This window comes from uncultured Duncaniella sp., assembly GCF_910577345.1.
GTDB lineage: Bacteria > Bacteroidota > Bacteroidia > Bacteroidales > Muribaculaceae > Duncaniella.
In genome coordinates, this window is sequence record NZ_CAJTMT010000002.1 from 123,480 (window position 1) to 150,143 (window position 26,664).

The window sequence follows — 26,664 nt, forward strand, 5'->3', positions numbered from 1 at the left end:
AGTTTTCAGTTTTTAGTAGAGAGGGTGAGGGGGGTGAGTGTCACTTTTGAGTTGAGGCCGGATGGAATCGTGGGCCAGTCGCCGAAGCTGAATTTCTTGGCATTGGTCACCGACGCGATGTTGGCATCCTTGAAAATCCGCCAGTTGACACCGCGGCGCTCGAAGTCGGCTATACGGTTGGCCTGAAGGTTGGTCACGTCAATTTCAAGTGTGTTGACTCCCGGACGGAGGAAGCGACCGATGTTGAGGGTAAAGGGTACGCTCCACACTTTTCCTGCCGCTTGGTCGTTGACTTTCACATCTGCACTTTCACGAACGTCGCCGAGGTCGAGCATCCAATCGTCGGCAACCGAGGGGTCGTCAATGGTGAATTCGACGGTGTAGCGTCCGGTTCCGAAGTTGATGGCTGCATTCGGGTCGGGGAGTGCGCACCATTGGGTGAGGGTATCTGTTGAGAAAGTACCTTCGATTGCGGGTTCGCTTTTCGGGAAGGAGAGCGACCATCCGCGGTCGATGACCATCGGTTCACCCTTGGACTCGACGTAAGCCCACATCTCACCGTCGGTTGTGGCGGGAAATGATTTGAGCATGACTGATTGTCCCGGTGCGAGTTGCAGACGCACCTCTGTGGTGCCTTCTGCCGAAGTGCGGGTTTGGGCTATGCCTTTTCTACGGGTCACAGGATCGAAGATTTCGACTGCTGCCGCCTTATTGGCGAGGCTCACCCAACCGTCGAGGGGACGGTCTTGCAGGAGCGATGCGAAATAGTTATGTCCGCCCGCTTCATTGCGGCGGCGTATCATCGACAGTCCGTTGACGGTGCGCATTGGCTCAGCCTTGACTCCGGTCAGCGGAAGTGCCTCCGCGAAATCCGGAGCGGTGATGATGCGTCCCTTGCCGTAAGGGCTTACAGTGGCCTTGCTGCCGATGGCGGGTATTGTGGCAGCGAGGTCGGTAAGTTCTTTTTTGCGTGCTTCTGCATTGGCGAGGCCGGGGACTTCGGATGGTGCTGTCCCGATGAAAAGGACGGTTGCCCCCTCATTGGCCAAATCAAGTATGCGTCTGAGTGTCGCGGGCTGCATGAAACGTGCGGGGGGAACTATGATTGCACCGTAGCTTGCACCCCCGTTGGCTTCAAGTCTGCCGGAAGTGCCGACAGAAATACGGTTGACAAGTTCGTCAGAGATATAGTCGGCGTCATAACCGGCTTTGATGACTTCACCGACAGCGCGCTTGATGTCGGGCATACGTTGGTGCATCTTGTGGATGTCAAACATCAGGTAGGGATTGCCACCCTGACGTTGCCAGATTTCCTCGATAGGGAAGTAGAGGAGGAAATCATTGTCGGGCACTCCTGCTGAGAGGAATGACTGGACGCGCGTGACATAGCCGAACAGCGAGTCGGCATCCTGCCAGATGCTGTTGGTCGGCGACATGTTGATTGAAGCGTAGAACATCCAGCCCGGGAACTCCGCACCCTTGGGCGAGTAGGGCGCACCGTGGAAGTAGACGTGGTTCACGCCTGAGCAGAACATCTGGTCCAGCTCCGGTTTGCAGCGTGAAAGAGATGTGCGGAAGTGTTCGGTCAGCCATGTCAGGGTTTCGGCCGATGTGAGTTTCTTGCCGGTGACATGGGCTGCCGACGAGGCGAATTTCAGCACTGCCGGATCCGAGTCACTGGGACGGGTAGGGCCGTCCTGATTCAGCCCGGGAATTGAGAAATCGGTCTGGCCGAAGGATTCACATTCGGGAATGTCAACCGCGGCATAGAGGTCGATGATGTTGGCGGGTGAACCGTGGCTCTGGTTGCGGATTCTCGCTCCGTTGGCATGGGCACGGGCCATCCACACTTCGGTGAAGTTGTCGCGGAGCATACGGGCGAGAGTTGCACGGTAGTCACGCACCACGCGTGAACGCAGGTCGTCGTGATTCTTCTCGTCGAGGAATTCCGGAAGGTAGGCTTCAAGACTGTAGCCATGATCTTTGCGGAATTCATCGAGGATATTGTCAGCCCAGTCCGAACCGTAGACTTCGTAGGAGTCGTTGAAGAATGTGTCGGGCATCTTGCAACCTGATTCGGCGAAAGCGCGGTCAAAACGGTCGAGATAGTGATTGATGGCTACGCTGTCGTAGTGGTTCACGACAAGACCGACACCACCCGGAGCGGCACGTTTGACTTTCTGGAATGTCCGTCCTGAAAATACGGCATAGACTGTCCAGTCACCTTTGGCTTTGGGCGCTTTCCACAAGAGAGTGCCGTCGGCGCGGAGTTTGGATGTGATATTGATGCGCTTGTCGCCGTTGCAGGCCATGATGACCTGAAGAGTCGCCACCGGGGCTTGCTTTGCATCCTTGGGGACGATTTTTTCAGTCAGTTTTTTGCCGGGTGCCACGGTCCATGTTTCGACCACACGCTTGCGGGCACTGTGGTCGGTGGTAACTTCCGGACCGCCGAAAGGCCAGCCGGTGCCGTTGTTCATGTCAATCTGCAGCCCGAGGCGGTCACCTTCGGCTATTGTATGGCCGAGCATCTGCATCCATTTCGGCGACAGATAGTCGATGTCGTTGGCCTCGTTGCCCTTCACACCGTAGATAGGCGTGATTTCTACGCCTCCAAGACCTTTCTTTGCAAATTCCTCAAGGTTGAAGGTCAGACCTTCGCGGTCAACGGCACTGCCGAGCCACCACCAGCGGACAAAGGGGCGGTTTTCAACCGTCGTGGGATACCAGTCGGTCGCATGGTTTGCAGGTGCGGAAGGTGAGGATGCCTGAGCCCCGCTCCATGACAGCAATCCGAGGAGGAGCAGATTTTGAATACGGTTCATGTATTGTTGTGTGATAATGTGATGGTAAAAGTTGGCGTGAGGAGAGGGTTGCGGTTTTAGGGACGCTGGAGTGTGAGTCCCATGAGGCCGATGACCACGTCGCCCGAGAGTGTCTCGAGTGAGAGTGATGCAAGTTCTTTAGAGGGGTCGGCGGGTATGTCGAGAACCACACCGGCTCCACCTTCGATGAAGCGGTCGCCGACACCCTTGATGCCGAGTTCATTGCCGAGGTTGCGACTCATGCGGCCTGTCTTCAGGTGCAGGCGGTAGGGAGGCAGTGCGCCGGGAGCCTGTGCGAAGGCATGGTCGTCGTGGTAGAAGTCAAGTTCGATGGGCGCCCAGTTGTGAGGATTGATGAGCGGAGTGACCTCTTCGCTTCCGTCAGAGTAGCGGACACGGATGAGGCCGTTTTCAATCCCCCACTGCATGTGGTTGGTCGAACCTGCCATGAGCAGATAGAGATGGGAGGCTTTGCCGGAAAGTGCTACGGATGCGCTGTCGGGATAGTTGTCCCAGAGGGAAGTGAAGAGGATATTGCTGCCTTCGGCGGGAAGTGCGAAGGGTATGCCGGCTTCGGTGCGCAGGATTCCACCTTCGGCTGCAAGGCGTGAGCGGAGTCCTGAGTCGTCGATGTCGGCTGTGAGTTTGGGGTGACACCATTCGCCGATGCCTTGCTTGGGAAGCTGGAGGGTGGTCACGTCGGGACGCGGCGATAGATATTCGTTGCGGAAGATGTCGGTCACCGAGGCATTGTAGTTGCCGGTGAGGTCGGCGGTCTCGCAAAGTTCACTCTTGATGTCGTCAAATCCGTTGGCGGGAACCGGTGAGGATTTCACTGCATTTTGGTCGATTTCGGGAATCCACCAGACAAGCTTTCCATCGGTCATCTCGCGGAATTTGACAGGGCCTTCCGCACGGTTACGTCCGGTGGGCTCGGGCTTGAACGATGCACTTTCGACAATCTCGATTTCAAGTTCGGGGGCATTGCCTGCATAGACTGTGATGCGCGGTGTGGAGATGGAATTGGGTGTCACTCTCCATTCCGCATCCTTGCCGTTGACCTTCACGCTTTCAATACCTTTGGCCGGAACGGTGAGCTTGACGGACGAACGCTTGCCATAGCGGTTGGATATTTTGTAGACCGATTTGCGGTCTGTGCGCTTGAAGCTGTATGAGAGGTCGGGAAGATTGACCGAGGCCTCGTCCCATGAAGCGGGGAAACCGGGCACGATGTCGATTTTGGGATTCCTTTCGATGAGGTTGGGGCGTATGCCGAATAAACCTTCCGTCAGGGCGCGGCTCCATACACCGATGGGGTCGGCGAAGTCGCGGTAACATTCTCCACGGGCGGCATCGTAGTGGCTTATCTGTCCGAAGTTGAGTGGGGATGCTCCGAGATACATATTGTCCATCGCAACGCTCTTCATCAAGTTATATGCTTCCTCGTTGCGTCCGGCTTGCCAGTAGGCAAGCGCTGTGTGCATGACTTCGGCAATAGCCACATTGTTGATACTCCATGAGTAGGGTTTCCAGTTTGTGGTGGAGAGTGTGGCCATGCCATCCTCCATACCTTCGCCCTTGACTGGTATGTGAGGAGTCTCGCGGTCGATATAGGTGGTTGCAGCATAGCTCTTGAAGGGATCGGCGATTTCCGAGTCGATCGCATGATAGATGGTCCATAGAGCGGCTGACGGATGCAGACGCTGATGGCCACCCTTGTCCTTGTATTCCGCCCAGTGGCCGAGTTCGGGCATCCATAATACGCTGTCGATGGCTGTGGCTATACCGTCAGCTTCCTTGACGAACGGAGCGGGGTCTTCACCGATGGCGCGTGCGACAAGGGCTGTCATTCGGTTGGCGAACAGGTTGTAGGCCGACGAGTGGGTAACGGCTCCTCCGCTGTAGTAGAGTGCATCGCTTGCCCAGATGCAGCAGTATGCGTCGTAGAGGTGGTCACCGTCGGGGTCGAAGTTGAGTTTTTCCCATTCGAGGTGACGTTTGATGACTGGGAATAGCGAGCGCATGGCTTCGGTATCGCCTGTGTGGCGGAAATGGCGCAGGAGTGCGTCGATGTAGACGAGGTTCATGTCGTAGTGCGACATTTCGTCCTTCTTCCCGGGACGACGGCAGATGTAGCCGTTGCTATACATGGGTGTGCCCCATTTCTTCTCGGCACGGGCAAGGTTGAGGGTTGAATCCTGACGCGGATGCGTATAGATTGGGGGGATGTCCGTAATCTGGTTTGCTGCGTAGGTGTTGAAGTGTGTGAGCGCACGGTCGTGTCGGCCTATGGCATCACCGACGTATGCGCCTCGCCAACCGAGGTGGGGTGTGCGCCAGCCGATTGAACCGTGGAGCCATGCCTCGCCGCTCCAGATACCGTCGGCTGCCACGGCGAGTGCGCCACCGATAGGATTGAGCCATGCATCGGGAGTGTTGAACTCGACGTTGGCCGCGAGTTCGGCTCTCTCGCTTTCTGCCTTCTTCATCAGTGATTCGAGGCTCGCTTTAGGAGCGTCGGCCGAGGGGAAGAGGGCAATGTAGGCGGTTTTTCCCGGTTTGATGCTGATTTCACCTTCGTAGGCCGGGAGTGAATTGATGGTGTAGGTCTTGGAGGGGATTATGAGGGTGAGTTTCTTGCGTTCCTTGGCTCCGTATTCCACGTTGACTTTGTTGCCCTTGACGGTGTAGATATTTCCCTTGCAATACTCCGGCTTGAGGTCGAAGCAGGTCGGGTCGTCAACGCCGAGGTCACCTTCACGATAGAATTTCTTTTCGGCCACACCTCCGAAACGGACGGGGATGGTGACGGTTTTCTTCGTGGTATTGGTGATGGCCCAGAGTGCCATGTCCTCACTGCGCATCACCTGTGCCTCGACCTTCACGCCACCCTGTTCGTAGTCCATGCGTCCGGGAGTGTAGCGCGCGGTGCATTTGCCTTCCGGAAGGGTCAGGCGGAGGTTGCCGCCCATGCGGGGAAGGTAGATGCCGAACTCGGGGGTGTCCGAACAGTCCATGCGGAAGCCGGAGTGTGCGCCGTAGAGCGCACGGTTGAAACGTGACTTGCCGTCGGTGGTTACGGCTGAGTTGCCGTCAGGCACATAATGCTGCGGGCGAATATCACTCTTGGCGACGGCAGTGAGTGCAGTCGCCAAGAGGATTACGCTGATTATCTTAATTTTCATCAGTTTCTTGTATGTATGGAAAGTCTCAGATCAATTGTGGAGGGATAGGGAGCCGGAATGTCCGTATCAGGGGAGGGGCTTGATGCCCTCCCAGCGGACATCCCATGTGCCGTCCTTCGGGAAACCGGGATTCTCGGTCTCGCAACCGTCCCAGCCGGCACACATGAGGGCCACTGCGGTGAGCAGACCGCCGTTGCCGGGGAGATAGCAGCGCAGACGGTTGTCCTGGAAGTTATGACCGTTGGGGAGGTAGGTGTTGGTGCGCTTGTCCATGAGGAGGGCGTTGAGAGCCTTCTCGGGGTGTCCGAGACGCACGGCGTTCATGGCTGTTGTCGGGTAGTCCCAACCCCATGTCTTGTCCCAGTTCCAGTTGTCGTAGACCCAGTCGAAGGTGTTGTCCATGATGTCGGGCTGAACGAGGGGTGAGCTGGGGAGGATGCCTACGGCGGCAAGCACGGCCATGTGGTCGGAGGTCAGACGGATGTCGCTGTATGTTTCGGGAGCTGTCTCGGCTGCAAGATAGAGGCTGTCTTTCGCAGCGAGGGGAGAGAGGGCTGCAACGATTTCATCCCATTCGGCCACGCGGGGTTCACCCTTGCGCTCACGCCATTTCTGCGCGGTGTTGAGGGCGAAGTGCCAGTAGGAAAGCTCGAAGGGGGGATTGACGGTCTCGGCAGCGCGGAGGGTTTCCTGAGCGGGGATGATGCCGCGGAGTGTGTAGCGGCCGAGTGAATCCTTGTCGGCGAAGTCAGCCATGAATTCGGCTGTACCCTGCACGAGGTCATAGTAGCGGTTGATGATGGCGCTGTCCTGCTGTGCGCGGTAGGCGAGTTCGGCAAGGTAGATGAGGTGGGGTTGCTGCCAGATGAGGAATGAACCTACTTTCGAGGGGGCCTCGATGCCGGAGGGGTCGGTCATCTTCATCCAGCGGAGACCCTTGAAGCCTTGACGTTCGGCGATGTCGCGGGCGACTCCTGCCGAGCTTTCATACCAGGGAAGGGTGCGGTTGAGAAGGTCTTCGTGTCCCCAAAGAGCGAACTGGGCCTGATGCCACCATATCATCTCCATGTGGAATTTTCCGAACCATGAATTGTAGGTGAGGCCGGTTTCCTGAGGAGGAGTCGAGCCTGCACACTGGATGGCGAGGAGGTATTGCGAGAGGACTACACGGCGTTCGAGTTCTGAGGCGCGCGGGTCGGTGCAATGGCTGAAGTCGACCACACCGCCTTTTTTCCAGAAGTCTGTCCAGTAGGCCGAGGATGCGTCGCGTGTTTCAGCAACTGAGGGATTGGCGTTGTCTGCAACTTCGGGGGTGAAGGTTGCTGTGACTGTCCATTCATCGGCAGTAGGGGTGATGGTGGCAACGTTGCGGCCTGTCATCACGGGAGCCTCTGCGCCGGTCCATGCGAGGTTGATATAGTATGTGGTCGAGTCGAGGGTATGGCGCAGAGTTGCGTGGTTTTCATCCGATGCCACGATTTCAGTGACGTGGAGCGAATCGGCATCCCAGTTGCAGGCGTCATCGCAGTGACCGCCTGTCGGATAGGGGAGACGGAGAGCCACAGGCAGACGCTTTTCCGACTTGATGGAGGCTGCGACCATATCTTTTTCGGGGTGAACGTAGGTGCGGACACTCACAGGCGCGCCGTCAACCTTGAAATCAGAGCGGATTTCGCCGTTCCACATGTCGAGGGTCTGGTCGATGTCGGTAATCTGTTCGGGATTGAGGTTCGCAAAGCCGAGGGCACCGAGATGGAGGCGGTGGGGATTCACGCGATACCAGTTGGCTGCCTGACGGTTGCGTCCCTGCTCGTTGAACTGCACCGAATACGGTTCCATGCGGCCTCGTCCGAAATCATAGTCCTTGAGGGTTTCCTCAAACTTCAGGTTTTCGGGATTGGAAAAACTGTGCCAGCCCCATTGGCTCTGTGTTCCTAAGGGCACACCCTTGCTATAGAGTTCGGGGAATGACTGGAGGCCGGTCACATCGACTGTGACTGCAAACTCGCCGTTACCCACCGAGAGCGACGCCATTGTGTCGATAGCGGTGATGTGAGGATTGTTTCGCTCAACGAGAGCCTGACGGTCAATGGCTGATGCACTCTGACACGCCACGAATGCCTGCAGCGGAAGCGTGCACGCTGCGGCATAAAAAAGATTCTTTAATGTCATCGGACTTAAGTCTATGAATGGTCTGTTTAAGGTGAAAATTCTTGCACTGCCCATATTGCCTTGCCTGTAAAACGCACTGCAATGGTTAGATTCTTCGCAAAGTTAACACTTTTCCCCCAAGCAATCAAATCAAACACCCCCTCACCGCAAGAAAAATCACTCCAAGTTCAGTTCAGGTAATAGAAATTAGAATTTGAAGAATACTTAATTTTAGGCTGTCATTGTTGTCTGCCGGGAAAATAGTAACGGCAATAATATGTTAAAAAAGATTAAGCGAATAGGCCTGGGTTCGTGGAGGATTGCCTTCTGAACGGATATTATGTCTAAATTTGCAAGGCTTTAGGATTTCCGGTAATTTCTAAAGCGGATGTGCACTGTGCAGAATTCAATAATACCATACGATAAAAACTTTATTATCATGAAATTTCTTTCATCACTCTTAGTAGCTCTCGCGCTTCCGGCAATGGCTGTGGCGCAGGTTCCGTCCGATACCATCACCGTGTTTATGATTGGTGACTCTACCATGGCCAACAAACCTCTCGACAAGGAGAATCAGGAACGCGGTTGGGGGCAGATGCTCCCTATCTATCTTGAGGGTGCAATCAAGGTCGACAACCACGCCGTCAACGGTCGCAGTTCCAAGAGTTTTATCAACGAGGGACGTTGGGAAAAGGTGCGTGAGCAGATTCGTCCGGGTGACTATGTAATCATTCAGTTCGGTCACAATGACGAGAAGCCGAAAGAGGACCGCCATACCGATCCCGGTTCCACTTTCGATGCCAACCTTAAGAAGTTTGTCAATGAAACCCGCGAGAAGGGTGGCAAGCCCATTCTTATGAACTCAATCGTGAGACGCAACTTCCCGGTTGGCGACGCAGTTGCCGAGGATACCGATGACCTTCGCAAGACATGGAAGAAGAATATCAATAACTATCCTGCCGAGGGTAAGATTCTTGTGGACACTCATGGTGACTATATCGTCGCTCCGCGCAATGTGGCCAAGGAACTCGACGTTCCCTTTGTCGATATGAACGCGCTCACCCATGAGCTTGTCCAGGATCTTGGTCCCGACAATTCAAGAGCCCTCTTCATGTGGATGCCTGTCGGAAAATATGAATTCGCTCCCGAGGGACGCATCGACAACACTCACCTCAACGTCTACGGTGGCATAGTTGTGTCGCGCCTCGCTGTCAACGGTCTTGCCGAGGCTGTCCCCGAACTCCGCCCTTACATCCGTCGCACTGTCTATAACCTCAATAAGTAATTCCTTATTCCGGGCTGCATGACAGGCCGGGGATAGAAAAAAGGTAGAAGGAACATAAATTTTTTTAGAACCGAAAGGCTTTCAGCGCAGGCAAAACACCTGATTGCATATCGGTCCTGATGAAAAATTTATGTTCCTTCTGCCTTTTTTCTATCGCAGTATATTTTTCATATCATAGCCATTTCATCAGATCGTCCTTGTAGCTGCGCGACACAGTTATGGTCGTCCCCGGAAGATGAAGCATATTGCCCTCGATGCACTCCACTTTTTCCATGTTGACGATATAGGATTTATGAACTTGCAGGAAGCCATGCGAGGGGAGATCGGCAACGAGGTTGCGCAGCGGGCAACGAGTGATGACAGCTCCGCTATCCGTGACTATCTTGACATAATTCTCGACAGCTTCGAGATAGAGAATGTCGGCAAAACGGATCTTGTGGAATTTCTTGTCGGATTTCACAAAGAAAAAATCCCGTTTTTCAGGATGCGCCGTAAGGTCGGCGAAATCGCAAGCCTTGGTCACTGCCTGTAGAAAGCGCGCGAAAGGGATGGGTTTGAGAAGATAGTCGACGACGTTGAGTTCGTAGCCCTCAAGTGCATACTGACTGTAGGCACTGGTGATGATGACCATCGGATGATGCTCGACAGTACGGAGATAGTCCGTTCCCGAAAGCAATGGCATTTCAATGTCGAGGAAGATGAGGTCGGTTCCCAATCCGGACCTGAGCATGGAATCGAGTTGCAGGGCATCCTCACATTCTCCCTGCAATTCAAGGCGGTCGACGCGCCCGATATATCTGCGTAACCCATCGCGGGCAAGCGGTTCGTCGTCCACGATAATACATTTAAGTTTTCTGTTCATAGCAGTCTGTTTTTTGAGGAATACGGTTGGGAGAATGCCGTGTCATTCAACCGGACGCAATGTTAGTATGGCTTTGAACTCGTCATTCTCCTTGGTCAAGGATAGCGAATGGGTACCGTCGTGGTATAGCAACTCAAGCCTCCGGCGCAGATTTTCGAGACCCAGCCCTGAATCTGCTTTTCTGGCGGAGCCATTGTCAGGATTGACAGTGTTGATGACCGTCAGGATGAAATTTCCGTCAGCCATTGCAAATGTGATGGATATTCTGCGGCATCCTCCGAGGTGCTTGAACGCATTTTCAACCAATGGAATAAGCAACAACGGGTAGATTTTCAGCCCGGATGGCGGATTGGATATGCTGATGTCAAGTTTCAATGAACGAGATACACGCATACGGCATAGCTCAATGAATTTTTCCATCGCTTCAAGCTCATTTCGGATTTCAACAGGTTGCTCGGGAGAGTAAAGCTGATAGCGCAACACTTCCGAAAGACATTCGATGGTGTGGCGCGGGGCATCGTTGCTTTCGTCAATCTGCACATAGATTGTGTTGAGCATATTGAAGAGGAAGTGAGGATGATACTGGGCGCGCAATAGACGCAGTTCGGTGTCGAGTTGCCGGTTGCGTGTCTTTTCGAGTGTTAGGGTCTGGTTCATCAGCCACCGTTCGCGTTCGCTGTTGCAATAGTAGGCATAATAGAGGCAGGTGAAGAGGACGACTATTGTCGCCGGCAGGATGAATTGCGTGAAGCTGACACCGTCTAATGTGAGCGAGTGGGACAGTACCATGCCAAGACCTACCGACAGGGCTGCGAAGAGACTTGCGATAGCATATTCCAGCGGGGCTTTCCATCCGCGTCGCCGCGCGGTGTGCATGAGCAGCGGGGCAAGCAGTATAAGCTCAATGGAGTAGAACCACGCAAGCAGCGATTCCGTCACAATGAATGTCGTGGAGTGGGCATTCCAATAGTCCTCGCCTATGGTAAGGTCATGGGCGACCCTGACAATGGCCATGAGCATTGCCGCGAGAGCGAGTGAGGTGAGAAGTTTGTGGAGTGCCGGTTTCAGTTTTCGTGACAGATGTTTCATGTCTCAAAATTACTGGAAAATAATTTCAAATCAAAGTCTTTCGAGTTCTTCGGGGCCTTTACGCTCCTTATAGTTCGCTGTCTTTCTGCCGGAATGGAACTTATAGTTGAACGAGAAGCCTGCAATCCGTCTGTATTCCGTCTCTTCGTAGTATGATTTGCGTCCTCCGAGTGGAATTTGAGTGCGGGTGGTGTTTGTGGCGAGAATGTCTCGGACAAACAGTGTCAATGCAGCCTTTCCATCATGGAAATTCTTGCGCACAGCGGCATCTATATTTCCGAAAGGGAGTAATGTCACCTGTCCGTAGGCCATTTTGCCGGTGTAGGAGGCTTTCAGCTCTGCAGTCCAACCTTTTCCGAAGTCAAACTGATTGTCCATACTCAGCATCGGCGTCAGTCTGCGTGTGGATTGTCTTGCGTCCTTGTCTTTCCAGTCATAGCGGTTGTAGACACCTGTCGCTGTGAAGGTCGAACGGATTCGGCGGCCGACAGGCAGATTGGCCACGACACATCTGATACCCGTCCGGAGGAAGTAGGGGAGATTCTCTGCTCCGGCATAGATGCAGCGGTCCGATATTTCATGATAGCCTTTCATTATGACATCGTCGGAGCGGGTGAGGAACAGGGCGGCTTGCAGCCATCCGCCGTAGGAGAGACCGAGCTGGACGTTGTCGGAAGTTGAAGCATGAAGGTTGATATTACCACCGGAATGTGTATATTCGTCGAAGATGTAGACGAACGGATTGAGGTCGGCGTAGTTCGGACGGTCGATTCTCCGTGAGTAGGATAGCATCATGGCGACGCCTGAGCCTGACAGGTATTTGATTTCCGCCACCGGGACGATGTCGAGGGTATTGACATGGTAGGAAGTGTCGGCTGCGGTCTCGTTACCTGAAAAATGGCCACGCAGTTTTTCGTGTTCGAGACGCGCGCCGACTGTAGCGGTCAGGTGACCGCGCGTGAAAGAAATCTGTGTGTATGCGGCATTGGTGTTGGCTTTGTAGCGGAAGCGCGAGCTGAGATTGTCGGCAGGAATAGGAAGCCCGTTTGTAAGTTCGAAATAGGTCCCTGAGTTGCGGATGTCTATGAAAGTCGTTTTGGCTCCTGCTTCAAGGCGCCACATCTTGCCTATCGGGAGTGTGAGGTCAATCTGCCCGATGTTCCATCGGATATGGCCCCCGACATTGCTGCGGAGAGTGTCGGCAGATGTCGGTTCGAGTAGCTGGTGTTCGGTGGTGTTGAAGCGGAAGAGGTTGTAGCCTGCGGTCAATCTTGTGCCTGAGGAAAAAGTATGGTCGAAATATATGTCGGCCATTACGTTGCGCCAACGTTTACGGTTGTGATTGTCCGAGCGGTCTTCCTCATGCAGAGCCGGAATTTTCATGTCCATGCGTCCGAATTCGTTCTGTCCGTTACGGCTTAGGGTCAGCGAGGTCCCGATGACTGTATTTTTTCCGGGACGGTAACGCCAGCCACCTTTGACGGTGTGGGCGTTCGATGTGCGACGTCGGGTTGATAGCTGTAACATCCGGTCCCCTTCTTTCAGAGTGTAGCGTTCGATGTCCATTCGTATTCTCTGCCGTGCGGCGAAGAAAGAGTAGAGCAGGTTGAATTCCGAGCGTCCGGCATTGTAGGTCATATTCACGTTGCCGTGGCCGCGTAGGTTACGCCAGGTCGATGCACCGCCGTTCAGCCCGAGTGTGAAGCCTTGTTCGCGCACTCTGCGGGTGCTGACTTCTATCACTCCTGCCTTGTCGGACGCATCGTCCTTGGCGTTGGCAGTCGTGCGCAGGCCGATTGTACTTACTGTCGAGGCCGGAAGCGACCGGAGATAGTTGGCAAGCTCCCGACCTTTGAGATAGGTCTTTTGTCCGTCGATGCTGATTGTTGCTCCGGAGTTGCCATAGAGACTGACAGCTCCATCGCTCCTGACGTTCACTCCGGGAATTGACGAGAGAGCATCGAGCAGAGTGCCTGACTGCCCCATGACTGTCGATTTCAGGTCGTAGATTGTTTTGTCGGGTGTGACTCTCACGGATGGCCGCTTGGCAGTCACCACGACTTCATTCAGAAGTTGTTCGGAAAATCCCGGTATGCTGTCCGTCGCAATGACGGTCGTGTCGGATTGCCCGAAGAGCTGCATCGGCAGATATAATGATATGGCAGCGACGATTGCAGAAGCAAGGTACTTGCCGGGATGGCAGATTGTGCTAAGATAGAATAATGTCGGTATTCTCATGGACGTAAGATGCTGTTTTGTCATATAGACCGGTTGCATTGATGTGATTTTGTAAGGCGAAATTACCGAAGAGCCATATATCTATAAAATAATAGTGACAAGCTGCACGAATGGCATGTCAAGATGCAGGAGTGTTATTTCAGATTCTTTGCTATCAATTGTGTCTGTTTCAAATTAATTCATTAAATTTGCCATGCTTATGAAGATTGAAAAAGTCACTATATCCAATTTATGGGGCCGTTTTGACATAGAATGGACAATTAATAAACAGGTCTCTATTCTCTCGGGCATTAACGGTTCGGGAAAGTCGACTATATTGAGGGCGATGGCATCAGTGTTGCGTGGAGAGCCATTACCTGAAAATATTGCTCATCGTTTGTCACGGATTCAGGTCATGTTTGATTCCGGTTTGAGCCTTTCGCTTGATGTTCGTATTGAAGATTTTGACGGTCTTCAGTCGCGGGCAAAGAATAATATTGATTTGTCAAAGGCTTTTGATAAGTTGAAGGATAAATTCAAGCAAGGCATGGAAAATAAGACTGTGTCGCTCGTGAACAGTCAGCGTATGTCTTTGAATGGGGCCGGCCATGAAAAAATTGATATTAAACAATTTATAAACGATTTAAAATTCAGCTATATCTCCACATTTGACAGCGCTCCTGCAAGACATGATGACCCGAAATTGTATATGGAGTATCTGATAAATTCATCTTACAGTGAATTAGACAGGCATTTAGAGATAGTTGTCGAACGTTACAAGACATATCAGATTGAATTGTCGACACGAATGTCTAAAATGATGTCGGTTGCAGAGTCCAAGGATGCGTTCGGCGATATAAAGAATCTCATGTCGAAACGTTCTGTCCTGCAGGATGTGTTGGATGATTTGATGCTTGAATCAGGAAAACGTGTCAACAGGGATAAAGGTGATGTGGAGTTTATATTCAACTCCGATGAGGTTTCACATTCTTACAAGGATTTGTCGGCTGGGGAGAAACAGCTACTTCTGATATTGCTGACCGTATTCATGCAGGAGGAACGTGAGGCCATTTTGATTATGGATGAGCCTGAAATATCGCTTCATGTTGATTGGCAAAGACGTCTATTGGATGTGGTAACGCAATTGAACCCTAACTGTCAAGTTATTGTATCTACACATTCTCCCGCCATGATATTGAACGGTTGGCAATCTGCTGTCGATAATATATCAGCAATGGCAAAACAAATCATTTAAGATGAGAACAAGCCTTACTGATGCGGCGGATAGTGCTTATGTTGAGGCACAGAGTTATCTGCGTTCCTCCACCCGTCTTCCTGAGATTATAATATACGTGGAGGGATGGGCTGATGTGGCCTTTTGGACAGAGTGTGTCCGGCCATATATGAATAAGTATAAATTCTCTATAGAGGTGTTCCGTCATCCGGATGGAGCTGTTGCCGATGGGAAACGACATCTGATGGAGAATGTTGATGATGCATCTTTAGGGCAACATTTATTGTTGGCGGTTGATGCTGACTATGACTGGATTGTTGAAGACTATCGCCCTTCGGCAACATCTCCGTCTCTGTCCCGGAGAGTGTGTGATAATCCTTACATTCTGCATACATATTTATATTCAATAGAAAACTATAAGTGTCATGCAGCCTGTTTGCCAGGCCTGATTTCAAAGGCGACTGCTGTTACGCCGACCTACGAATGTCAGTTGTATATGTCGGAGTACTCAAAAGCAATTTCTCCGTTGTTTCTTGCTCACTTGGTATCGGTAGATATGATGGATGGTGTATATACTTTGAAAGCATTTATCCGTGACGCTGACAGACTCAAAATGTCATTCAATCCAATCGCGCTCAGCCCGAACAGTAAAAGATTCCTTTCTCGCAGGATGAGTGAGTTGTCAGATTATATGGATACAAACAGAGAGCGTATTCAAGATTATATTGACAAACTGGCAGGTTTAGGATTTGACAGTGAGAGGTACTATCTGTTGTTTCAAGGTCACTGCGTGGCCGATACGATCGTGAAGACTCGTTTCATATCGCTGATAAGCAGTATGCGAGTAGGCAGGATAAGGGCTATACAACATATCCCGGATGTTCAGCAGGCTTGCCAGCATATAGCAAACTATTGCGATATAACAGGAATAGGAGAGGCAAATACATTTCCGGAAGTAGAGCGACGTTTGAGGCAGTTGATCAATGATTGTACGGAAATACATAAGGCAACCGAAGGCTATAGGTTTCTTAAAGCAGACTTGGACCGGTTGTTCGCGTGAATGATACCATGGCTCTAAGTTGAGCTTGGGGAAATAAAAAACCGGCGTGGGGGGAGGGTTTCACAACCATCGGCCACGCCGTTTTAAACAATAGCATCAATTTCAAAAATAGATTACATAAGCCGGGCTTGTCAGCGGTTCAGCCGGACTGAGCCTGCCTTGTATTGTCCAAGTGTTTTTTATCAAATTTCGTATAAATTATCGTATATCTTTCGTATAAATTAATCTATATATTCGTATAAATTATCTTGGTGAATGAGGGCGCTTTCGCGTTTCATTTACACGATGCAAAATTACTACGGGATTGCAAGCTTTGCCATACCTAAATTTAAGTAATTTCGCATATTTTCCTTTGTCGGAGTAATTGAAATCAATTAGAATGGCCGGTCAATGGCTGTTTTCGACCCTCTATAATGGCCTTCACGCGGTCGAAAAATTCGGGATTCGTTCCTCGCTGTATTGCTGCGATTTTCCCTTCCGGGTCAATGAGGACGGTGACAGGGATTGATGTGATTCCGAGCGCACGGACAGGATTTGCATTGCTGTGGTCGGTCGGGTCGTTGAGAAGGTTTATCCACGGCATGTCGAACTTGTCTAAGAGCGGACGCCATATAGGGGCCTGATCATCTATGTCGATGGTGATGACAGAGCAACGGTCAGCATATTCTTCTGAAAACTCCCTCAAAGCTCCGAAGCCACGGATGCAATGACTGCACCAGCTGGCCCAGAAATCGAGAAGTACCCAGTTTCCTTGAAAGGAAGAGAGCGATATTTTTCGGCCTGTCGAATCTGGCAGACAGAAGTTGGGCATGACGGTTCCCTCCTGCATCGTTGTCTGCGCATTGAGTGCTGCCCGGCTTTTGTGTGCCATGTGCCGGATGTAGATATATTCATCTCCGGCAACTGAATTTTCAAGTGCCGGGTCCAGTTCGTCGAAATATATTGCCATTGCTTCGTTAGATGCCCAGGCGAGAGCATAGACACCTATCGGTTCATCCTTGTGGGCCATAGCATAAGCGGAATAGAATTGGGAGGTCAGTGCCATCTTTTCTGTGAATGACATCGTCGAGTCGCCGTTGGCCGACATGAATTTCATACCTTGTATGGAAAGCGAACTGATGCTGTCGATGAGCGGCGAGCCGGAGAATGTGGCGTTGCGCAGACGGCCATCGACTGTCACCGTGATTTCGTCGTTGATGTCAATCGGGCGTATTAGAGAACCCGGTTCAAAATTCTCTGGATTGGAGATGCTGAAGGAGTAGGGACGGCTGATGTTGTAGCGGACGGTGGCCGAAGAGTCTTTCACCACGACGGTGTCGCGGAAAATAAGCTCGGCTGTCGGATTCTCTTTGTCACGGCAGCGTCGTTCAATTATGATTTTTTCAGGGGGATTCTGCTTGAAGATGACTTTGAGGACGGCAGCTTCCGTCACTCCGGAGAGGGCGGTCAGGGCTAACGAGGCAGAGAGGAATGATAGCAGAGGGTTGTGTCGCATAATGTGAGGGGTGAGTTTTAGGTTGAGAGTTCTGTTCATTGCAAAGTTAAGTTGTTTTAGTTGTTAAACAAAAGAATTAATGATAAAATGCAGCGTTAAGGATAATAAATGTGTGTGGAATGCTTAAAAGTATGTTTTTGATTAGTCTAATGGCCGGAAAATCAGAGGGTGGAAATGACTATTGAAAAAAATTTCATCAAAAACTTGCATGTTTCAAAAATAGCGTCTACCTTTGCGGTGTACTATTATACTAATACACCATTATGCTTAAAGTCGAAAACCTTACTTTTTCCTACCGGCGCAAGGCTCGTCCGGTGCTCAGCGACTTCTCTCTTGAGGTCGAGGCGGGAGGCGTCTACGGACTTCTCGGTCGCAACGGAGCCGGAAAGTCGACCTTGCTTTATCTGATTGCAGGGGCGCTGACCCCGAAGAGCGGACAGGTGCTGTTTCGCGATGTGAACACCCGTCGCCGTCTACCGGAAACTCTCTCCGATATGTTTATTGTTCCTGAGGAATTCACTCTCCCGCGAATACCTCTTAAGGACTATCTGAAAGCCAATACAGCTTTCTATCCGCGCTTCTCGCATGAGGATCTGCGCCGTCATCTTGAAATCTTCGATATGGACATGGACCTGAATCTCGGCGCGCTGTCGATGGGTCAGAAAAAGAAGGCATTCATGAGCTTCGCCCTTGCCTGCAACACTTCGCTGCTTCTGATGGACGAGCCGACCAACGGTCTCGACATCCCCGGAAAGAGTGCTTTCCGCCGTTTCATCGCGCAGAACATGACAGATGAACGTGCCATCATCATATCAACCCATCAGGTGCGCGACATCGACCGTCTGCTCGACCATGTCATCATCATGGACCATTCAAATGTGCTTCTCAACGAAAGAGTTGACCGCATCACCGACCGTCTGAAATTTTTCGTCACTGATTCGCGTGAGGTCATTGATTCGGCACTCTACTCACAGCCCTCTCTCGAAGGCACTTCCGTCATTCTCCCCAACTCCGACGAGACTGAAACCGAACTCAATCTCGAAACCCTCTTCGAGCTTTCAATGGCAAAACCGGCCGTACTTAAGGATATGTTTAACCGAAATACCGATAAACAATGAGCAATAATCAGACTTTCAGCCTCTCCCGTATGCTTCTTCTGTGTCGCCGTGACCTGAGTGAACGCTGGCGTCAGCACCTGGTATCTATCGGTACACTTTTGGGAATACTGCTTGTGATAGCTGTCATGACAGCCTTTAATGTCAGCCGCTGGTACGACCCGGAGACATGCAGCCATTTAATGATTACGTATGAACTGCCATTTTTTATTGTATCACTGTTCTTTTTCGGCTGTCTGATGGCTTCAACGGCTTTCAAGTCGATGTCTACCCCGGCAGGAGCGCTGTCAACCCTCATGCTTCCCGCTTCGCAGTTCGAGAAGTTTCTTTACAGGTGGATTATATCCGTCCCGTTGGCTTTCCTGTTGTTTTTCGTATGCGCTGTGATAGCCGACTGGCTCCGTGTTCTCTTCGTTGATTTCTATATGGGAATTGAGGTACGTACGATAGACTGGTGTAAGTTGATTTTCCATTCCGCGGACGCCGGCTTCAACACGGATGCCGCTTCATGGATAGTGCTGCTTATCTTCTTCATGACGCAGTCATTCTTCTTGGTGGGTTCCGTCGTTTGGCGACGCTCGCATTTCGTCAAGACATTTTTCAGCATGTTTGTCATCACGCTCATCTACGGACGCGTGGCCGTATGGATATATGATTTATTTCATAAAGAGGATTTGTTTTACGGAGCGCCACCTCTGCTTGATAATGACAAGACTGTTTTCTGGTCGGCCGCTATCCTTATGACTGTCATCTCGCTCTTCAACTATCTACTGACCTACCTTAGATTCCGCGAGTCGGAAATCATCAACCGATGGTAGTTAACAGAAAGGATTACCATGATATTCAAGGAAAACAACAAGGCCATCTATCTTCAGATAGCCGATAAGATTTGCGATGACATCCTGACAGGCCATTTCCTCGCGGGCGCACGCATCCCTTCGGTGCGCGAGTATGCCGCCTCGCTTGAGGTCAATGCCAACACGGTGATGCGCAGCTATGAGTATCTCGAACGTCTCGGCGTGATTTTCAACCGCCGTGGAATCGGGTTCTTCATCGCCGACATGGCCCGGGATGTGATAGTCAATGAACGCAAACAAACTTTTCTCAACGGTGAAATGAAATATCTTTTCCATCAGCTGATGCTTCTCGGCATTTCGCCGGAAGAGGCAAAAACAATGTATGAAAACTATTTAAAAGAGAACAACAAATGAAACGTACAACATATATGATGCTCGGGGCCTTCATCTGTGGTCTCCTGCTGGTTTCGGCGTTCAGTCTTATCCTTCTCACCGGAGGAAGGGACCGAAAAGAGATGGACAAGGAACGCGAGTTTGGAGGAAGCAAAATTGAAATCCCCCTGCCCGAATCTTTCAGTAGTATTGCGTTTGAACTGGAGGATGATGATTCCGGTTTCCGTATCGGAAACTTCAAGGGGCTCGCTGTGGAAGTTTCCGACTCTGTAAGCGCTCCTGTTCTTCGGGCCAATACGGCATGGCGCAAGATTCTCAATATCACTACGACTGTTGACACGCTCAACGTCCGCATTAACTTAATGCAGCTCTACGATTCCATCAAGGCGAGCGGAAGCTTTATGGACATACGCTATCTTGACAGTTCAGAATCATGGCCGCTTACCGTGGTGGTTCCCCGCAGCATGACTTTGAAGAATATGCGCAATAGCTGGAATTCCATACTGTTGAGCAACCTGAGCAGCGAGACAATGACAGTGGCGGTTTATGATAGACTGGTGTTGGATTCATGCCACATCGACACTCTGCACTCCACCTTCGCAGGCTTGGATGAATTGAAATTGGTCAATTCTACCGTTAATCAAGTATCACTGACTCAACCTTCCGGAGAACTGAGGGTAAAATGCGTTGACAGTTCAAGTTCCATCGGTAAGATTATCGTTGAAGGTGACAGAAAAAGCGATTCAAGTCTCCTCAACCTGACTTCGGCCAACTTTGGAACGGTCAAGTGGACCCCCCGTGATTCGACTGCCAAGATGAATATCCGTGTTCACAAACCTGTTGAACTCGTTTCAGGGAAATAGTAAGTTTTTTTAAGAAAGATTGTTTTAGTATCCATGTAAGTTTCCATAAATTTGTAACGCGGACTGATTTGAACATATAATGGGATTATATATAAACTGCGATAAAACTTTCATTCCCATAATCGGTTAAGCTTCCGATCGCTTCAAATCAGTCCGCTTTTCTCTCTAAGCAATTGCGGGAAAGGCACAAGCAGGAAGGGTACATAAAGACATAAGGTCAGAAGGGACATAAGATTTTTTCAGTCGAACAAATAGCTGAAAATTTATCTTATGTCCCTTCTGACCTTATGTCTTTATGTACCTTTCCCGTCTGTACCCTTCCTGCCTATAGGGGTTAGTCTTGTTGGGTTTTGGCGGCGGGTGTTTCCTCCCAGATATAGAGGCGGTCGGAGGGGCGGATCTTGCGTGGTACTTTGATTGAGAAATTATCGCCCTTCTTCACCGAGGGGACGGGATCGTATTCAAGGCGCAGTTCTTCGACGGTCATTATCAATGCACCGGTATCGGTTCCGGTGATGACAACCTCGTCGCCAACATGCAATTCTCCCGCTTCCATGACGAATTCACCAACACCGAGTTTCGGGAAGTAGCGCACTCCCTTGGCCACATAACGTTTGACGCGTGTGGCCGACGATCCGTACTTGGCCGACCATTCGCCGAGACGCTGACCAAGATAGTAGCCGTCCCAGAATCCACGGTTGAAGATTTTCGACAGTTCCTCGTCCCAGCGGGCAATCTTCTCGTCTGTAAAATCACCGGCGCAGATGGCATTGATGGCCTCGGAGTAAGCATGAACTGCGATTTTCACATATTCGGGACCACGCGCGCGTCCTTCAATCTTGAACACACGCACTCCCGCGTCAATCATCTTGTTCAAGAAGTGGATGGTCTTCAGGTCCTTGGGCGACATGATGTATTTATTCTCCACGGCAAGTTCGTCGCCGGTCTCGCGGTCGGTGACGGTGTAGCCTCGGCGGCATATCTGGGTGCAGGCTCCGCGGTTGGCACTCGAATTCATTTCGTGGAGGCTGAGGTAGCATTTGCCTGACACAGCCATGCAGAGGGCGCCGTGGCAGAACATCTCGATGCGGATGCGCTCACCTTTAGGACCGCGGATGTCCTCGCGCTCGATTGCGTCGGAAATGGCCTTGACCTGGTCAAGATTGAGCTCGCGGGCAAGCACCATCACGTCGGCAAACTGAGCGAAGAATCTGACGGCCTCGATGTTGGTCACGTTGAGCTGGGTGGAGATGTGGACCTCAACGCCTATGCTGCGGGCGTAGGTGATGGCGGCGATGTCGCTGGCGATGATTGCCGATATGCCGCTCTCCTTGACCGCATCAATGACTGAGCGCATCTTGTCAAGCTCGTTGTCATAGATGATGGTGTTGACTGTCAGATAGGTTTTCACTCCTGCCTCATCGCAGATGGAAGCGATGTTGCGGAGATCGTCGAGGGTGAAGTTGACCGAGGAGCGGGAACGCATGTTCAGCCCCTCGACACCGAAATATATGGCGTCGGCTCCAGCCTCGATTGCGGCGTGGAGCGACTCGTAGCTCCCGACGGGAGCCATGATTTCAAAATCTTTTCTGTCCATTGGATAGTGTGGTTTGGATGGCGGTCAGAACGATAATCCGGGTGTTGCTGACCGCAGTGCAAAGGTAGTCAAAATCGCAAATTTATCCAAAAAGAGCGAAGCGGCGGGAAATGTTGCCGACTGCGTGGGGATGCTTTCGAGGAAATTTGCTAATTTTGTAGCTTGACGGTTATGGCGGAAGGTATATGCTGTCCGGCATACGCGCTGCAGCGCGTCCCTACAGTCAAGGGGATGGTTGCGTTGCGGCAAATCACTACAAAAGACTCTCTAAATGGATTCAGAATTCGATATACATGACCGCGTGAGTGCGGACAAGGATTTTGAGAAGGCTTTGCGACCATCGTATTTCGACGCGTTCAACGGTCAGGAAAAGGTCGTGGAGAATCTCAAGGTTTTCGTGCAGGCGGCACGGATGAGAGGGGAGGCCCTCGACCATCTGCTGCTGTTCGGCCCTCCCGGACTTGGCAAGACCACTCTCGCAGGCATCATTGCCAATGAACTTGGTGTCAACTTCAAGGTGACTTCAGGCCCCGTGCTTGACAAACCTGGCGACCTTGCGGGCATCCTGACCTCGCTTGAGGAGAATGATGTGCTTTTCATTGATGAAATCCACCGCCTGAGCCGCGTGGTGGAGGAATATCTCTACTCGGCAATGGAGGACTACCGCATTGACATCATGATTGACAAGGGGCCGGGTGCGCGCTCCGTGCAACTTTCGCTCTCGCCGTTCACACTTGTGGGCGCTACGACTCGTTCGGGTATGCTGACGGCTCCTATGCGTGCGCGTTTCGGCATAAACTGCCATCTGGAATACTACAGCCATGAGGTGCTTGAACGTATCATAAAGCGTTCGGCGGCGCTTTTAGGCGTGAAATGCACGGCTGAGGCGGCCCATGAGATTGCCCTCCGCAGCCGTGGCACTCCCCGTATAGCCAACTCGCTTCTGCGCCGTGTCCGAGACTTCGCCCAGGTGAAGGGCAACGGTGACATCGAGCCTGAGATTGCCCGTTTTGCCCTCGAAGCGCTCAATATTGACCGCTATGGTCTGGATGAGATGGACCATAAGCTCCTGTTGACCATGATAAATAAGTTTGAGGGTGGTCCGGTGGGCCTCTCGACCATAGCGACGGCCATAGGCGAGGAGCAGGACACCATCGAGGAGGTCTATGAACCATTCCTGATAATGGAGGGTTTCTTAAGGCGTACACCCCGTGGCCGTGAAGTCACCTCGCTGGCTTACACTCATCTGCATCTCAATCCTCCCACATCAATGGGGAGTCTGTTTTGATTGGATTGTAGGGACGCGCTGCAGCGCGTATGCCAAATTGACGAAAATGTCCGGATGGGAATTTGGTACATAAATTCATTAATTACAGAAATTACATATTTTTTATTTGTCAATATGTTATGTTGTTATTGTGGTTTATGAATCATGTACCCAAGGTAATCGGGCATACGCGCTACAGCGCGTCCCTACAAGCATACGTTTTAAACTATTTATATAAACGAAAAAATGGCAGGAATAAAATCACTCGCCAAGGATACGGCCATCTATGGCCTCAGCAGTATTATCGGACGTTTTCTCAACTGGTGTCTCGTCCCGCTCTACACCCAGATGTTTCCGTCGTCGGAATATGGTGTGGTAAGTTACATCTACGCCATCGTGGCTCTCGCGCTCATTGTCCTCACCTACGGTATGGAGACCGGTTTCTTCCGCTTCGCCAACCATGAGCGCTACAAGGACCCGATGGAGGTCTACTCGACATCACTCATCTCGCTTGCAGTCAGTTCGACGGCTTTCCTTGCGCTCGTCATGATTTTCATCAAGCCGATTTCCGGTGCGATGCACTCGGCGCTGCATGAATCCTACGTCGTGATGATGGCGATCGCCGTGGCCTGCGATGCGTTCACGGCCCTGCCGTTCTCCTATCTGCGTTTCCGCAAGCGTCCGATGCGTTTCGCATTCCTTCGTCTTGTCAACATCGGTCTAAACATAGGACTCAACCTTTTCTTCATACTTATCTGTCCGTGGCTGTGGACGCAGGCTCCCGGCTGGATTTCGTGGTTCTACAATCCTGATTTCGGTATTGGCTACATATTCCTTGCCAATATGATTACGTCGGTCATCAACGTCGTCCTGCTCCTTCCAGAACTTCGAGGCTTCCCCTATAAGTTCAATCCTCGTCTATGGCGCGAGATGCTTGCCTATTCCGCCCCGTTGCTTGTGCTCGGTATCGCCGGAGTGATGAACCAGACTCTCTATTCCATCCTCTTCCCCATTCTTTATCCCGACAAGGCTGAGGCCATGTCGCAGTTGGGTATCTACGGTGCGAACCTTAAGATTGCCATTGTCATGGTGATGTTCACCCAGGCTTTCCGCTTTGCCTACGAACCATTTATATTCGCGCGCGCCAAGGAGCGCGGCGACGGTCAGTTGCAGAGCTATGCCGACGCGATGAAATATTTTGTCATCTTTGCCATGATTATCTTCCTCGCTGTGATGTTCTACCTCGACATCCTGCGCCATTTCATAGCATCAAGCTATTTCAGCGGACTTAAGGTCGTGCCAATAGTTATGGTTGCCGAATTTTTCTTCGGGGTGTTTTTCAACTTGTCGCTGTGGTATAAGCTCACCGACAAGACTGCGTGGGGCATGTGGTTCTCGCTTCTTGGCCTTGTCATTACGGTGGTGCTGAACGTCCTGCTCGTCCCACGTTACGGCTACATGGGCTGCGCATGGGCCTCCTTTGCATGTTACGGAACAATGATGCTGGTCAGCTACATCATGGGACAAGTGAAATATCCTATCAACTACGGCCTGTCGCGTCTGACATTCTACTTCGTAAGCGCCATAGCGCTATGGTACTTCTCCGAACTCATCGCGTTCACCTACAAACCGTGGCTCAACATGATAATCCGCACCCCGCTCCTCATAGCCTACATCCTCATGGCCATGAAAATCGAGCATATCACCCTCCGCGACCTCATCCCGAGGAGAAGGTGAGAGGCTATCGGATTGAAGTATTCAGCAGCAGTTCCCCACAGTTACTGTAGACCTCGTCGAAAATCTCACGACAGCGTTTCTCACCTATTTTTGCTCTTGTGCCGACCGCAATCATGTCGGCAAGAGTCGGTTGGCCTGTCTTGTTGACAGATGTGGCATGTTCGCCGTTATAACCCTCTTTGCATACCGTCAGATCGTAGGCCGGAGCAAGATGCCATGCCCATTTTCCGTTGGAATTCTGACGCACGATAAAGGAAAAATTCTTGCAATGATCATCCTTGTTGTCCGTAAGGTAGTTGAACACCATCCGTCGGAACATTTCCTCCACATCCGCAGTCTTTTTTGTGAGGAATCCGGTAAGGGCAAGGAGGTTCGAATAGTCAAGTATCGGCATTGAAAGCGATACACCGGTGAGAGCACCGGCGGTGGCGATATGGAGCCGTTGACTGTCCTCATCTATGTCAAAGCGGCGGCTTGCGAAATACCTGTCGTTTACGAGCTTGAAATCCGGAACGTCCAGCCCGCATTTTCTTGCTGTGAGATTGTGGAAAAACTCCTGTCTGCCCATGTCGAGAGGGTCGTATGTGTGACGGAATTTTATCAGCCAATGGCCTTCTGCATCTTTGAAGATGGACTTGGGACGGCAACCTCCGCTGTTACCGCTGTTGAAGAGCAGAAGTTCGGCATCGTCATCGTTGCGTTCGCGGAGTACTTCAAGAGCTTTTTCCTGGAGCATATCGAAATCATCGGTCTCCATGTCGTGGAGCATACGGTTTGCCGGTTGATAGGTCAATGCGCCCATCCCACCGTTTCCAATGATGCTCAGGCGGTCAAGTGCTGACAAAGAGCTGTCATCAATTCCCTCCCGGAGCAATGCCTTGTGAAGAAGGTAACGCCCATAGCCGTCAGGCAGACTGTCTTCAAAAATCCCGAAATTTCCGTAGAATGGTTCGGGGTTCGCGACGAATACTCCCGGACGCAGAGGCAAATCAAGAGGTGAGATTGAAAAGCCGTTGGCAATCCAATCTTTATCATATTCGAACATACACAGCCGTTTGTCCGAACCCAGTGAGAGTGTTCCCACCGGAATGTCACGGTAGCTGACTGAAAGGCGGTCTATTTTCATTTTTATGTCCTCGTTTGCGGTTAGCGTTCTTGCGTATGAATGAAAGTTCCTCCAGAGTGGTGAATTTTGGTTCGGAAAAAATGTTCTTGATTTCCGAGACGTAGCCGAAACTAATGGCAAGTGCAATCAGGTTGTGGAGCGAGATGAGTCCTGTACGCTCGAAGCGGATAAGATTGGACACTGAGATACCCGCCTCTTTGGCCACCTCCTCGCGCGTCATGCCCCGCTCCACGCGTCGGCGCTTGAAGTCCTCGGCAATCCCCTTCCCGATGTCACCCGGATTGTCGGCCATATATGCATCCAATATGGATAATATTTTGTTTGTATACATGCTATTTTGTGGATAAAAGTTTAAATATTATCTGT

Annotated in this window: 18 protein-coding genes and 1 pseudogene; 9 read left to right on the forward strand and 10 right to left on the reverse strand. The window is 51.4% G+C overall.

The features are described from left to right. Positions 1–5: 5 nt before the first annotated feature. The 3 genes from QZ310_RS01620 to QZ310_RS01630 form a co-directional block, all read right to left on the reverse strand. Complete coding sequence (locus QZ310_RS01620) at positions 6–2,825, reverse strand: glycosyl hydrolase (RefSeq protein ID WP_297069677.1); 2,820 nt, start codon at positions 2,823–2,825, stop codon at positions 6–8. A 56-nt stretch (positions 2,826–2,881) separates the two neighbouring features. After that, entirely contained in the window at positions 2,882–6,010 is a 3,129-nt protein-coding gene (locus QZ310_RS01625) for a DUF4450 domain-containing protein (RefSeq protein ID WP_297069678.1), read from the reverse strand. A 66-nt stretch (positions 6,011–6,076) separates the two neighbouring features. Then, on the reverse strand, positions 6,077–8,182 hold the full coding sequence (locus QZ310_RS01630; protein WP_297069680.1) for a hypothetical protein: 2,106 nt from the start codon (positions 8,180–8,182) through the stop codon (positions 6,077–6,079). Between the two features lie 463 nt (positions 8,183–8,645). Between QZ310_RS01630 and QZ310_RS01635 the strand changes: the two are divergent. Beyond that, positions 8,646–9,419 (forward strand): annotated as a pseudogene (locus QZ310_RS01635) (rhamnogalacturonan acetylesterase); the annotation flags it as partial. Positions 9,420–9,618: 199 nt separating this feature from the next. On the opposite strand, the gene QZ310_RS01640 reads toward QZ310_RS01635, so the two are convergent. The 3 genes from QZ310_RS01640 to QZ310_RS01650 are packed head-to-tail and all read right to left on the reverse strand — an operon-like array spanning position 9,619 to position 13,659. Continuing rightward, complete coding sequence (locus tag QZ310_RS01640) at positions 9,619–10,308, reverse strand: LytTR family DNA-binding domain-containing protein (RefSeq protein ID WP_297069684.1); 690 nt, start codon at positions 10,306–10,308, stop codon at positions 9,619–9,621. 42 nt (positions 10,309–10,350) lie between these two features. Then, positions 10,351–11,397 carry a histidine kinase gene (locus QZ310_RS01645; protein WP_297069686.1) on the reverse strand — a complete coding sequence of 349 codons (1,047 nt, stop codon included), beginning with the start codon at positions 11,395–11,397 and terminating at the stop codon, positions 10,351–10,353. 30 nt (positions 11,398–11,427) lie between these two features. Next, on the reverse strand, positions 11,428–13,659 hold the full coding sequence (locus QZ310_RS01650) for a TonB-dependent receptor (RefSeq protein ID WP_297069690.1): 2,232 nt from the start codon (positions 13,657–13,659) through the stop codon (positions 11,428–11,430). A gap of 169 nt (positions 13,660–13,828) precedes the next feature. Between QZ310_RS01650 and QZ310_RS01655 the strand changes: the two genes are divergently transcribed. Together QZ310_RS01655 and QZ310_RS01660 are read left to right on the forward strand one after the other, a co-directional pair. Continuing rightward, complete coding sequence (locus tag QZ310_RS01655; RefSeq protein ID WP_297069692.1) at positions 13,829–14,869, forward strand: AAA family ATPase; 1,041 nt, start codon at positions 13,829–13,831, stop codon at positions 14,867–14,869. A gap of 1 nt (position 14,870) precedes the next feature. Next, positions 14,871–15,908, forward strand: coding sequence for a DUF4435 domain-containing protein (locus QZ310_RS01660; protein WP_297069694.1), 1,038 nt, complete (start codon positions 14,871–14,873; stop codon positions 15,906–15,908). A 370-nt stretch (positions 15,909–16,278) separates the two neighbouring features. Here QZ310_RS01660 and QZ310_RS01665 read toward each other — a convergent pair whose 3' ends face one another. Continuing rightward, positions 16,279–17,403, reverse strand: coding sequence for a TlpA disulfide reductase family protein (locus QZ310_RS01665; protein ID WP_297069697.1), 1,125 nt, complete (start codon positions 17,401–17,403; stop codon positions 16,279–16,281). Between the two features lie 263 nt (positions 17,404–17,666). On the opposite strand from QZ310_RS01665, the gene QZ310_RS01670 reads away from it, so the two are divergent. From QZ310_RS01670 to QZ310_RS01685, 4 genes are read left to right on the forward strand one after another with little or no spacing between them, the layout of a single operon-like run. Next, positions 17,667–18,521: an ATP-binding cassette domain-containing protein gene (locus tag QZ310_RS01670; RefSeq protein ID WP_297069699.1), complete on the forward strand. Its 855-nt coding sequence runs from the start codon at positions 17,667–17,669 to the stop codon at positions 18,519–18,521. Further along, positions 18,518–19,336: a hypothetical protein gene (locus QZ310_RS01675; protein ID WP_297069700.1), complete on the forward strand. Its 819-nt coding sequence runs from the start codon at positions 18,518–18,520 to the stop codon at positions 19,334–19,336. The genes QZ310_RS01670 and QZ310_RS01675 overlap by 4 nt, the downstream gene beginning before the upstream one ends. An 18-nt stretch (positions 19,337–19,354) precedes the next feature. After that, positions 19,355–19,729, forward strand: a complete 375-nt coding sequence (locus QZ310_RS01680; protein ID WP_297069702.1) for a GntR family transcriptional regulator — start codon at positions 19,355–19,357, stop codon at positions 19,727–19,729. Next, positions 19,726–20,571 carry a hypothetical protein gene (locus QZ310_RS01685; RefSeq protein WP_297069704.1) on the forward strand — a complete coding sequence of 282 codons (846 nt, stop codon included), beginning with the start codon at positions 19,726–19,728 and terminating at the stop codon, positions 20,569–20,571. The genes QZ310_RS01680 and QZ310_RS01685 overlap by 4 nt, the downstream gene beginning before the upstream one ends. A gap of 334 nt (positions 20,572–20,905) precedes the next feature. On the opposite strand, the gene QZ310_RS01690 is transcribed toward QZ310_RS01685, so the two are convergent. Then, positions 20,906–22,168, reverse strand: coding sequence for a peptidase U32 family protein (locus QZ310_RS01690; RefSeq protein ID WP_297069706.1), 1,263 nt, complete (start codon positions 22,166–22,168; stop codon positions 20,906–20,908). A 271-nt stretch (positions 22,169–22,439) separates the two neighbouring features. On the opposite strand from QZ310_RS01690, the gene ruvB reads away from it, so the two are divergent. Both ruvB and QZ310_RS01700 read left to right on the forward strand, forming a co-directional pair. Further along, entirely contained in the window at positions 22,440–23,456 is a 1,017-nt protein-coding gene (gene ruvB / locus QZ310_RS01695; protein WP_297069708.1) for a Holliday junction branch migration DNA helicase RuvB, read from the forward strand. Between the two features lie 225 nt (positions 23,457–23,681). Continuing rightward, positions 23,682–25,172, forward strand: a complete 1,491-nt coding sequence (locus QZ310_RS01700; RefSeq protein ID WP_297069711.1) for an oligosaccharide flippase family protein — start codon at positions 23,682–23,684, stop codon at positions 25,170–25,172. 4 nt (positions 25,173–25,176) lie between these two features. Here the strand turns inward: QZ310_RS01700 and QZ310_RS01705 are convergent, their stop codons facing one another. Further along, positions 25,177–26,298, reverse strand: coding sequence for a type II toxin-antitoxin system HipA family toxin (locus tag QZ310_RS01705; protein WP_297069713.1), 1,122 nt, complete (start codon positions 26,296–26,298; stop codon positions 25,177–25,179). After that, complete coding sequence (locus QZ310_RS01710; RefSeq protein ID WP_297069715.1) at positions 26,264–26,629, reverse strand: helix-turn-helix transcriptional regulator; 366 nt, start codon at positions 26,627–26,629, stop codon at positions 26,264–26,266. The genes QZ310_RS01705 and QZ310_RS01710 overlap by 35 nt, the downstream gene beginning before the upstream one ends. Positions 26,630–26,664: the final 35 nt, after the last annotated feature.

Coding starts and splice junctions, on each gene's coding strand:
- QZ310_RS01675 (WP_297069700.1), top strand. CDS start 18,518: ATGAGCAATAATCAGACTTTCAGCCTCTCCCGTATGCTTCTTCTGTGT.
- QZ310_RS01705 (WP_297069713.1), bottom strand. CDS start 26,298: ATGAAAATAGACCGCCTTTCAGTCAGCTACCGTGACATTCCGGTGGGA.
- QZ310_RS01660 (WP_297069694.1), top strand. CDS start 14,871: ATGAGAACAAGCCTTACTGATGCGGCGGATAGTGCTTATGTTGAGGCA.
- QZ310_RS01620 (WP_297069677.1), bottom strand. CDS start 2,825: ATGAACCGTATTCAAAATCTGCTCCTCCTCGGATTGCTGTCATGGAGC.
- QZ310_RS01655 (WP_297069692.1), top strand. CDS start 13,829: ATGCTTATGAAGATTGAAAAAGTCACTATATCCAATTTATGGGGCCGT.
- QZ310_RS01640 (WP_297069684.1), bottom strand. CDS start 10,308: ATGAACAGAAAACTTAAATGTATTATCGTGGACGACGAACCGCTTGCC.
- QZ310_RS01710 (WP_297069715.1), bottom strand. CDS start 26,629: ATGTATACAAACAAAATATTATCCATATTGGATGCATATATGGCCGAC.
- QZ310_RS01650 (WP_297069690.1), bottom strand. CDS start 13,659: ATGACAAAACAGCATCTTACGTCCATGAGAATACCGACATTATTCTAT.
- QZ310_RS01690 (WP_297069706.1), bottom strand. CDS start 22,168: ATGGACAGAAAAGATTTTGAAATCATGGCTCCCGTCGGGAGCTACGAG.
- QZ310_RS01645 (WP_297069686.1), bottom strand. CDS start 11,397: ATGAAACATCTGTCACGAAAACTGAAACCGGCACTCCACAAACTTCTC.
- QZ310_RS01625 (WP_297069678.1), bottom strand. CDS start 6,010: ATGAAAATTAAGATAATCAGCGTAATCCTCTTGGCGACTGCACTCACT.
- QZ310_RS01630 (WP_297069680.1), bottom strand. CDS start 8,182: ATGACATTAAAGAATCTTTTTTATGCCGCAGCGTGCACGCTTCCGCTG.
- QZ310_RS01700 (WP_297069711.1), top strand. CDS start 23,682: ATGGCAGGAATAAAATCACTCGCCAAGGATACGGCCATCTATGGCCTC.
- QZ310_RS01680 (WP_297069702.1), top strand. CDS start 19,355: ATGATATTCAAGGAAAACAACAAGGCCATCTATCTTCAGATAGCCGAT.
- QZ310_RS01670 (WP_297069699.1), top strand. CDS start 17,667: ATGCTTAAAGTCGAAAACCTTACTTTTTCCTACCGGCGCAAGGCTCGT.
- QZ310_RS01685 (WP_297069704.1), top strand. CDS start 19,726: ATGAAACGTACAACATATATGATGCTCGGGGCCTTCATCTGTGGTCTC.
- QZ310_RS01665 (WP_297069697.1), bottom strand. CDS start 17,403: ATGCGACACAACCCTCTGCTATCATTCCTCTCTGCCTCGTTAGCCCTG.
- ruvB (WP_297069708.1), top strand. CDS start 22,440: ATGGATTCAGAATTCGATATACATGACCGCGTGAGTGCGGACAAGGAT.